At 73.0% G+C, this 9,536-nt stretch carries 9 protein-coding genes; 3 read left to right on the forward strand and 6 right to left on the reverse strand.

The features are described from left to right. The 3 genes from AC3CH1_RS33190 (at nt 1) to AC3CH1_RS33200 (ending at nt 3,728) form a co-directional block, all read left to right on the forward strand. Complete coding sequence (locus AC3CH1_RS33190; RefSeq protein ID WP_488466252.1) at nt 1–1,308, forward strand: cation:proton antiporter; 1,308 nt, start codon at nt 1–3, stop codon at nt 1,306–1,308. Nucleotides 1,309–1,370: 62 nt separating this feature from the next. Then, complete coding sequence (locus AC3CH1_RS33195; protein ID WP_488466253.1) at nt 1,371–1,937, forward strand: PadR family transcriptional regulator; 567 nt, start codon at nt 1,371–1,373, stop codon at nt 1,935–1,937. A 66-nt stretch (nt 1,938–2,003) separates the two neighbouring features. Beyond that, complete coding sequence (locus AC3CH1_RS33200; RefSeq protein ID WP_488466254.1) at nt 2,004–3,728, forward strand: acyl-CoA dehydrogenase family protein; 1,725 nt, start codon at nt 2,004–2,006, stop codon at nt 3,726–3,728. 76 nt (nt 3,729–3,804) lie between these two features. On the opposite strand, the gene AC3CH1_RS33205 is transcribed toward AC3CH1_RS33200, so the two are convergent. The 6 genes from AC3CH1_RS33205 to AC3CH1_RS33230 form a co-directional block, all read right to left on the reverse strand. Next, nucleotides 3,805–5,187: an amidohydrolase family protein gene (locus tag AC3CH1_RS33205; RefSeq protein ID WP_488466255.1), complete on the reverse strand. Its 1,383-nt coding sequence runs from the start codon at nt 5,185–5,187 to the stop codon at nt 3,805–3,807. A gap of 89 nt (nt 5,188–5,276) precedes the next feature. Beyond that, the gene (locus tag AC3CH1_RS33210; protein ID WP_488466256.1) at nt 5,277–6,581 is read right to left on the reverse strand and encodes an amidohydrolase family protein; all 1,305 of its coding nucleotides are present in this window, start codon (nt 6,579–6,581) and stop codon (nt 5,277–5,279) included. A 196-nt stretch (nt 6,582–6,777) separates the two neighbouring features. Then, nucleotides 6,778–7,515, reverse strand: coding sequence for a GntR family transcriptional regulator (locus AC3CH1_RS33215; RefSeq protein WP_488466257.1), 738 nt, complete (start codon nt 7,513–7,515; stop codon nt 6,778–6,780). A 48-nt stretch (nt 7,516–7,563) separates the two neighbouring features. Beyond that, nucleotides 7,564–8,334: an FkbM family methyltransferase gene (locus tag AC3CH1_RS33220; RefSeq protein ID WP_488466258.1), complete on the reverse strand. Its 771-nt coding sequence runs from the start codon at nt 8,332–8,334 to the stop codon at nt 7,564–7,566. Continuing rightward, on the reverse strand, nt 8,331–8,549 hold the full coding sequence (locus AC3CH1_RS33225) for a Trm112 family protein (RefSeq protein ID WP_007453982.1): 219 nt from the start codon (nt 8,547–8,549) through the stop codon (nt 8,331–8,333). The genes AC3CH1_RS33220 and AC3CH1_RS33225 overlap by 4 nt, the downstream gene beginning before the upstream one ends. A 90-nt stretch (nt 8,550–8,639) precedes the next feature. Then, the gene (locus AC3CH1_RS33230) at nt 8,640–9,533 is read right to left on the reverse strand and encodes a hypothetical protein (RefSeq protein WP_488466259.1); all 894 of its coding nucleotides are present in this window, start codon (nt 9,531–9,533) and stop codon (nt 8,640–8,642) included. Nucleotides 9,534–9,536: the final 3 nt, after the last annotated feature.

Below are 9,536 nucleotides of genomic sequence, written 5' to 3' on the forward strand. Positions count from 1 at the left end.
ATGACACCGCACGTGTCGATCACCACCGAAGGCGCGGTGTACGCATGCCTCGGCATCGGAGCCTTCCTCGCGGCGGCGCTGCCCCGGCTGCTCTCCCGCCTGCCGGTCTCCGTGCCGATCGTCTTCCTCGCAGCCGGAGTGCTCCTCTACCTGACACCGCTGCCGCTGCCTGCGGTCGACCCGGTCGCCGACCGTGTCTGGGCCCACCACCTCACCGAGCTCTGCGTGATCATCTCGCTGATGGGAGCGGGCCTGGCCATCAACCGTCCCTTCGGGTGGCGGTCCTGGGCCGCCACCTGGCGACTGCTCGGGCTGGCGATGCCGCTGACGATCGGGGCGACCGCGCTGGCCGTCTGGGCGCTGCTCGGCTGGCCGGTCTCCGCGGCGCTCCTGGTGGCCGCGGTCCTCGCGCCGACGGATCCCGTGCTCGCGTCAGAGGTGCGGGTGGGGGAGCCGTCCGCCGAGAAGGAGGACGAGGACGAGACCCGCTTCGCGCTGACGAGCGAGGCCGGACTCAACGACGGCCTCGCCTTCCCGTTCGTCCTCGCGGCCGTCGCCCTCGCCGCCGCCGGGGAGAGCTGGACCGGGGGATGGCTGACGCACTGGGCCTGGAGCGACGTGCTCGTCCGGATCTCGGTGGGCGTGGCCGTGGGCCTCGCCATCGGCCTCCTGCTGGGGCGGGTGCTCTTCCGGTCCCGCGCCAGATCGCTGCGGCTCGCCGAACAGGGCGAGGGGTTCGTGGCGCTGGCGGCCACCTTCCTGTCCTACGGCGTCACCGAGGCTCTGCACGGGTACGGCTTCCTCGCCGTGTTCGCCACGGCGTGCGCCCTGCGCAGGTCGGAGCACAGCCACGGTTACCACCAGGTGATGCACGCGTTCGTGGAGCAGATCGAACGCCTGCTGATGGCCCTGCTTCTCTTCGGTGTGGGCGCTTTCGTCGCCTCCGGCGGCCTGGCCGCGCTCACCTGGAGGGGCGCGGCGGTCGGTGTGCTGCTGCACCTCATCATCCGCCCGGCCGCCGGCTGGCTCGCCCTGCTGCGGGGCCCGGGCCGCCCGAACGAGCGCGCGGCGGCCGCCTTCTTCGGGATCCGGGGCATCGGCTCGCTCTTCTATCTCGCCTACGCCCTCGGGGAGGGCGAGTTCGGCTCGTACGAGAGGGAGATGTGGGCGGTCGTCGTCTTCGCCGTCCTGATCTCCGTGGTGGTCCACGGGGTGGCTGCGGCCCCGGTGACCTCCTACCTCGACCGACGCTCGGCCGAGTCCTCCCGACGCGACGCCCGCGGGGGCCCCGGCCCTGAGCCCGGGTGAGCCGTGTCTCACCGGGGCCCCACGACTTGTCTATGCAACGAGTTGCATAGAAGGATCGCGGTATGGCCCTCGACCACGCGATCCTCGTCTCCCTGCTGGAGAAGCCCGGCTCCGGCTATGAGCTGGCCCGGCGGTTCGAACGGTCCATCGGGTACTTCTGGACCGCCACCCACCAGCAGATCTACCGCGTGCTCGGGCGGATGGTGACCGACGGCCTGCTCCTGGTCCGCGAGGTGGAGCAGCGGAGCCGGCCGGACAAGAAGGAGTACTCCGTGACCGGGACCGGTCGCGCGGCCCTCGCCGCGTGGCTGCACAAGCCGATCGAACCGGAGAGCCTCCGGCACGACCTCGCCGTGAAGATCCGGGGCGCCGCCTTCGACGACCCGGCCGCCCTGATCCGCGAGGTCGAGCGGCACCACCGGGCGCACCGGGACCGGCTCGCGCACTACCTCGCCGGGGAAGTGCGCGACTTCACCGGCCCCGACGCCCCCGCGCCCGCGGACGCGGGCCAGGAACTCCAGCACGTCGTGCTGCGCGGCGGCATCGCGTACGAGCGCATGACGATCGCCTGGCTCGACGACGTACTCGACACCCTCAACCGGCTCGCGGCTTCGGGGCCGGACGCCTGAACGGCGCCCCGACCGCCACCTCCGTAACCACCACGACGACCCAAACCCTTCCCGGAAGGCACCGCCATGGCTGAGTCCCCGCTGTTCAACCCGCGTACCTACGACCCCGAGCACTTCGACCCGGAGACCCGCAGGCTGCTGCGCGCCACCGTCGACTGGTTCGAGGAGCGCGGCAAGCGCCGGCTGATCGAGGACTACCGCTCCCGCGCCTGGCTGGGCGACTTCCTCGCCTTCTCCGCGAAGGAGGGGCTGTTCGCCACCTTCCTGACCCCGGCCTCCGCCGCGGGAAACGAGGACCAGCGCTGGGACACCGCCCGGATCGCCGCACTCAACGAGATCTTCGGGTTCTACGGTCTGGACTACTGGTACGCCTGGCAGGTGACCATCCTCGGTCTCGGCCCGGTCTGGCAGAGCGACAACACTGCCGCCCGCGGCCGGGCGGCCGGACTCCTCTCCCGGGGCGAGGTGTTCGCCTTTGGTCTCTCCGAGAAGACCCACGGCGCCGACATCTACTCCACCGACATGCTGCTGGAGCCGGACAGCGAGGTCGACGGCGGCTTCCGCGCCTCCGGCTCCAAGTACTACATCGGCAACGGCAACGCCGCCGGTCTCGTCTCCGTCTTCGGCCGGCGCACGGACGTCGAGGGCCCCGACGGTTACGTCTTCTTCGCGGCCGACAGCCGCCACGAGGCGTACCACCTGGTGAAGAACGTCGTCGACTCCTCCAAGTACGTCAGCGAGTTCCGCCTCGCCGACTACCCGGTGGCCCCCGCCGACATCCTGCACACCGGCCGAGCCGCGTTCGACGCCGCGCTCAACACCGTCAACGTCGGCAAGTTCAACCTCTGCACCGCCTCCATCGGCATCTGCGAGCACGCGATGTACGAGGCCGTCACCCACGCGAGCAACCGCGTCCTGTACGGCCGCCCCGTCACCGCCTTCCCGCACGTGCGACGCGAGCTGACCGACGCCTACGTCCGGCTCGTCGGGATGAAGCTGTTCAGCGACCGCGCCGTCGACTACTTCCGCTCCGCCGGGCCCGAGGACCGCCGCTACCTGCTCTTCAACCCGATGACGAAGATGAAGGTGACCACGGAGGGCGAGAAGGTCATCGACCTCATGTGGGACGTCATCGCCGCCAAGGGCTTCGAGAAGGACAACTACTTCGCCCAGGCCGCCGTCGAGATCCGTGGCCTGCCGAAGCTGGAGGGCACGGTCCACGTGAACCTCGCGCTGATCCTCAAGTTCCTGCGCAGCCACCTGCTGAACCCGGTCGACTTCCCGGCCGTCCCGACGCGCCTGGACGCCGCCGACGACGCGTTCCTCTTCCAGCAGGGACCCGCGCGCGGCCTCGGCTCCGTACGCTTCCACGACTGGCGCCCCGCGTTCGACGCGTACGCCGAGGTGCCCAACGTCGCCCGCTTCCGCGAGCAGGCGGACGCGCTGTGCGCCTTCGTCGAGACGGCCGCCCCCGACGAGGAGCAGAGCCGCGACCTCGACCTTCTCCTCGCCGTCGGCCAACTGTTCGCGCTCGTCGTCCACGGCCAGCTGATCCTGGAGCAGGCACGCCTGACCGGCCTCGACGAGGAAGTGCTCGACGAACTGTTCGCCGTGCTCGTACGCGACTTCTCCGCACACGCCGTCGAGCTGCACGGCAAGGACTCCGCCACCGAGGACCAGCAGAGCTGGGCGCTCGGAGCGGTACGCCGCCCCGTCATCGACACGGCCCGCTCGGCGCGGATCTGGGAGCGCGTCGAGGCGCTGTCGGGGGCGTACGAGATGGCGGAGTAGCCCGCCGCGGACGACCGGGACGGGGGGAGGCCCAGGGGCCGCACGGACCATCGTCGCCGGGGGGCGGGCCAGGGCGTCAGGGACCGACGAGCTCGCCGTCCCGGGCGACGATCCGCCCGCCGCGCACCACCATCTCGCGGCGCGGCAGGTCCACCACGACCTGCGGGAGGCACTCCCCGCGCACCAGCAGGAAGTCGGCCGGCGAACCGGGCTTCAGGTCCGCCTCCGGCAGCCCCAGAAGCTGGGCCCCGCCGTCGGCCCCCGAGCGGAAGGCCGCCTCCAGCTCCTCGTCGAGGCGGGCGTCCTGCACCTGGGCCAGCAGGTGCGAGCGGTGCAGCATGTCCGCGTTGCCGAACGGACTCCACGAGTCCCGTACGCCGTCCGATCCGAGGCCCACGTGGACCCCGTGCTCGCGCAGTCGGCCGATCGGCAGCACCAGGTCCGACGAGGGCGCGACGGTCGTCAGGGAGATCCCGGCGTCCGCCAGGTCCGCCGCCAGCCGGTCGAGCTCCCGCTCGGGCAGTCCGGGCACGCAGAAGACATGGCTCACGGTCACCTTGCCCTGCAACGACAGCGCCCGGGTGCGGTCGATGATCGCGCGCAGCGACTCCAGCCCCGTCGCGGCCCGCTCGTGCAGATGGATGTCGACGCCCACGGTATGCCGGTCGGCGATGCCGAAGACCACGTCGAGCTGTTCGTCGAGCGCCTCGTCGAACCCGATCGGGTCGATGCCGCCGACCCGGTCGACCGCCCCGGTGCGCGCCGCCTCCTCCAGCAGCTCCTCGGTGCCCGGCGTACGGATCACCCCGTGCTGAGGAAACGCGACGATCTCCACGTCGAGCGCGTGTCGCAGGGCCCTGCGAGCGGCTCCGACGCCCTCGACGCCCACCAGGTCGTAGGCGGGAGCGACGTCTACATGGGCCCGCATCGCGCGGGTGCCCCGGGCGACGGCGTGGCCCATCAGGCGCTCCGCGCGCTCCTTCAGGGGAGTTTGCAGCGCGTGGTAGAGCTTCACGTCCTCGGCGGTGTACTCCGCGATGGAGCCCGCCGGATTCCGCGTCACCCAGGGCTCGCCCCACGCCGTCTTGTCGGGATGGATGTGCGCGTCGACCAGGGTCGGCAGCGCGATCCTCCCCTTGCAGTCGACGATCTTCGCGCCGCGCGGCGCGGGCTCCGCGGAGACGACGCCGTCGACGACGGTGAGGTCGACGGGCGTCGCCGCCCCGTAGGGCCGCAGGTTCTTGAACACCGTGGCGCGCGCGTGACCGCCCGTGCGGTGCGGCTGCTCCGTGATCCGGTCGGCGGCGGACGCCGACGTTCCGCCGGGCCGGGGCGCGGCCGCGGCCTCGGCCCCCGGCGCGTTGACGGCGGCGGTGGTGCCGGCGAGGGCGGCGGCGCCGGCCAGCATGGAGCGCCGGGAGAGACCGGCGGTGGGGGAGGCGGGGGAATCGGCGTGCATCGGGGCTCCTTCGGAGGGGGAGTGGGGGAGAGCGGAGGACGGGGCAGGAAGAACGCGGGAGCCGCCGGGCGGCCGAGGGTGCGGCGCGGTCAGGGGGCGGTTACGGGGAACCCTGCCCGCACCACGCGCGCCGGGCGGCTCAGCACGCCGAGGTCGGCCGACGGGTCGCCGTCCACCACCAGGACGTCACCCGCGAAGCCCCGCGCCAGGCGGCCGGCCGTGGAGTCGAACCCGAGGAGCCTCGCGGCGCCCGTGGTCGCCGTGCGGATCGCGTCCAGGGCGGAGAGCCCGGCCGAGTGCATCAGCTCCACCTCGCGGCCGATCGGGTCGACCGTTCCGCCCGAGGAGTCGGTCCCCGCGGCGAGGGGGACGCCCAGCTCGTGCGCCGCGAGTACCGCCCGCTTCAGGACGGGGAGATACGTATCGCCGCGCTCCGCCAGGACCGGGTCCGAGGACTCCGCCAGCCCGGCGATGGCGGTGAGCGTCGGCGTGAAGTACGTTCCCCTGCGGCGCATTTCGCGCAGAGTGCGCTCGCCGACGAACGCCCCGTGCTCCAGGGACCGGATTCCGGCCGTGACCGCGTCGTGGCAGCCCTTCTCGCTGTAGCTGTGGCAGAGCACCCCCTTTCCGCCGCGCCGCGCCGCCGCCACGATCGTGGACAGCTGCTCGTGGTCGTAGACCTGGACGAGCGGGTCCTGCTCGGGCAGCCCGGCACGCTCGTTCACCCGGGTCTTGATGGTGTCGGCCCCCCGTGCGAGGTTGACCTCGACCACCCGGCGCAGTGCCTCGGTCGAGCGCACCCCGTCGCGCAGCCGGGCGAGCGGCGCGAGGTCCGGATCGGCGAGGATCGTGTCGCCGAGGTCCGGGGTGACGAAGATTCCCGCAGCCCGGAGCCGGGGGGCCCGCTCGGGCGCCTGGCGAGCCAACTCCCGTACGGCGACGTCCTGGTAGAAGTTGGTCGAACCGCTGCGCGCGCTGGTCGCGCCCTTCAGGACCGCGTCGCGCGCCTCGGCGGCCGTGGTGAGGTGGATATGGGCGTCCACCAGGCCGGGCAGGACCCACTGCCCGTGGGCCCGCAGCACCGGCACGCCGGAAGGCGTCCGCGTCCCGAGGCGGCCCCGGGGCCCGGCCGCGCGGACGACGCCCCCGATGATCACGACCACCGCGTCCTCGGTGACCTCGCCCGTCAGCGGGTCGAGCAGCCTGCCGCCGTCCACGACCAGATCGCCGCCCCGGCCCGACGAGCCCCGACCCGACGAACCGCGGGTCGCGGCGGACGCCTCGGGAGCGGCCCGGGCCAGGACGGCGGAGGTGCCGGCCAGGGCGGCGGCGCCCGCGAGGACACCTCGCCGGGTCAGCCGGGAGGAGGGTGGCGGGGTGTTGTCGACGCACATGGGGAGGCTCCTTCGGCCGCGGCAAGCGGAAGCGAACGTGGGAGCACTTTGTATACCAGGACGGTTATCGGTCTGGGAAGGAGTGATTCCGCTCTGCGCGGGTGCGGAAAACGTGCAGCTCCACGGCGCATCAAGTGAAGGCGGAGCACGTGTGCGGGACCCGCTCCTGTGCGGAAGCTCTTTTGGTATACAAAATCTAGGCGTCGTCGGCGACGAACAGGGACCGCAGAGCCACGGCCCGGCTGTCCCGTACGTGCAGCAGCGTGCTCGCCGCCGCGGACTCCTCGTCGCCCGTCGTGATGTACCGGAACATGACCGCGTGCTGGGCGCGCATGTGCTCCGGCTCCTCCCGCATCCCGAACAGCAACTGGAGCTGTCCGCTGAGCTGCTCCATGGTGCGGGCCAGCATCGGGTTGCCGCTCAGGGCGACGATGTCCTCGTGGAAGGCGGTGTGGGCCGCCACCTCGCGCGCCCCCTCGCCGTCGGACGCCGCCTGCTCCGCCCGGTCGAGGGAGATCCGCAGCGCGGTGACGCCCGGCGGCTCCGCGGGGGCGGACCGCGCCACCCGCCGGGCCGCGAGCCGGGAGGCCTGGACGGCGAGCGGCTCCCACACCTCGTACAGGTGCTCCACGTCGGCCCGCTCCATCCGCCGCACCCGGACCCCGCTGTGCGGCAGCAGCTCCAGAAGCCCCTCGCCCACGAGGGCGCGCAGCGCCTCCCGGACCGGGACGCGGGACATCCGGAGCTCCTCGGCGACCTCGCGCTCCACGAGGCGGGCGCCCTGCGGGTAGCGGCGGTCGACGATCCGCTCCCGGACCGCGTCGCGTGCGCGGGCGCTGAGCGATGTGCGCTCCGCGGCGCCGACCCGCGCGCTCCCGGGACCGTCCGGTCGTGCCCCGTCCCGCCCTGCGCTGCTGCCCGCCACGTGCGCCATCCTCCGTTGTGCATGCCCCCGGGCGAGGATACGCGGGGCCCGCATCCGTCAGGCCGTGCCCGGGGTCCGTCCGTCCGGCAGGAAGAGCACCGAGTTGATGTACCGCTCCCGGTGCGGGACGAAGGCCCGGCGCAGCAGGCCCTGGTGCACCAGGTGCTCCGTCCGCGCCTGGTGGGCCACCAGGTCGAACCCGTCGAGCGTGATCCAGCGCCGGCCCGCCAGCAGCCAGCCCGCGTAGCCCTGGCCGGTCAGCAGGTCGACCGCCGGTGCGATCGGGCCGAGCCGGCTCTCCAGCTCGATGAGCAGCGCCGGACGGTCCTCGCGCAGCAGCTCCGCCGCACCGAGCAGCGCGGCCCGCTCGCCGCCGTCGACGTCCATCTTCACGAAGCCGACCCCGCGCAGTCCGAGACCGTCGACGGTGATCGACGGAACCTCCAGGCAGTGCGCGTGGATGTCGCGGCGGGCCAGCGACGACACCCCCCGGTCGCCGCTGTCGCCCTCCGGGAACCACAGCTGCGCCGTGCCCGCCCGGTCGGTCGCCGCGCCCTGGACCACCCGGGCGTTCGACGGCAGCGTCCGGCGCAGGTGTTCGGCCAGATGCGGCACGGGCTCGATGGTGACCACCTCGGCGCAGCGGGCGGCGAGCCGCCGCGACCAGGGGCCGTACCAGCCACCGATGTCGACGGCGATACCGTCCGGCGGACAGAAGTCGGCGAGCCGTCGGAGCTCGGGCTCGAAGCGCGGATACAGGGCGACGGCGGCCGAACCGACGAGGCTCCCGGGCAGCCGGGACGCCACCGCCGCGGCGAACGTGGTCACGTGGCCGAGGCCTTGAGCCGGGTGAGCAGCCGCTCGTGGTCGTCCGCCCCGACCTTCCTGCCCGATGAGGGCAGCAGCTGTGGGATGCCGTCCACGATCGGGTAACTCAGGCGCAGCCGGGGGTTGTAGAGCGCCTCCTCCTCGGCCAGCAGGGACAGCGGGCCCTTGTCGAGCGGGCAGGCCAGCAGGGCCAGCAGCGGGTCGTCGGGGTTCATCGGGTGGCTCCTCGGTCTCGGAGGTGTCGGAGGTGTAGGAAGGCAGAGGCGGCGGGAGTCGCGGGAGTGTCGGTGGTGCCGGATCCGGGGTCAGGACGGGGCGGTGGGCTGCGGATCATGGCGCGGCATGACCAGCAGGACGGAGAGGGCGAGCGCCGTGCCGCCCACCCGCAGGGCCAGCAGCAGCGGATCGTCGGGCAGCGTCTCGCCGAAGGCGAGCGTCCCGAGGACCGCGGTGAACAGGCTGGTCACCGTGGTGCACACCGGCACGATGAGGGAGGCCCGGCAGCGCTGCAACGCCGTCTGCGACATCACCAGACCGGCCCCCGCGGTGAACAGCAGCAGATACGGATACGGGGACCCCAGCAGCGACCATGCGGCCTCGCCGAGATCGGTGCCGGTCAGGCGGCTGGACGTACCCTTGATGGCCAGCGAGCTGACCCCGTAGAGCAGGCCCACCGCCACCCCGTACCCGATACCGGTGGTCGGGACCCGGTGCCGTTTGGCGGCCCGGCTCTCGACCCGTACGTACAGCCAGACGCCCGCCGCCAGCGCGGGCACGCAGACCAGGAGCACCAGCGCCCACGGCGCGCCGCCGCTCACCTGGTCCTCGCCCTCGCGCACCGAGGCGACGACCATCAGCAGGGCGACCAGCACCCCGCCGAGCGCGTAGCGTTCGCGGCCCGTCGACTCCTCGCCGAGCACGGCCGAGGACAACAGCAGGAGCAGCACCAGACCGGAGACGAAGATGCCCTGCGCCGCCGCGATCGGCAGCGCCCGGTAGACGATCAGCTGGGCCCCGAACCCGGCCGCCAGCGCCAGCGCGCCGACCATCCACAGCGGGCTGGTCAGCAGCACGCGGACCACCCGCAGCGGCCGGCCCGCCGAGAGCGCGGGCAGCGAGCCCAGGGCCCGCTTCTCCACCACGAACCCCACGCTGTACAGCGCGTTGGCGATCAGCGCCGCGCCGACACCCCACCACATCGC

This window comes from Streptomyces sp. MGP-P1, assembly GCF_057766565.1.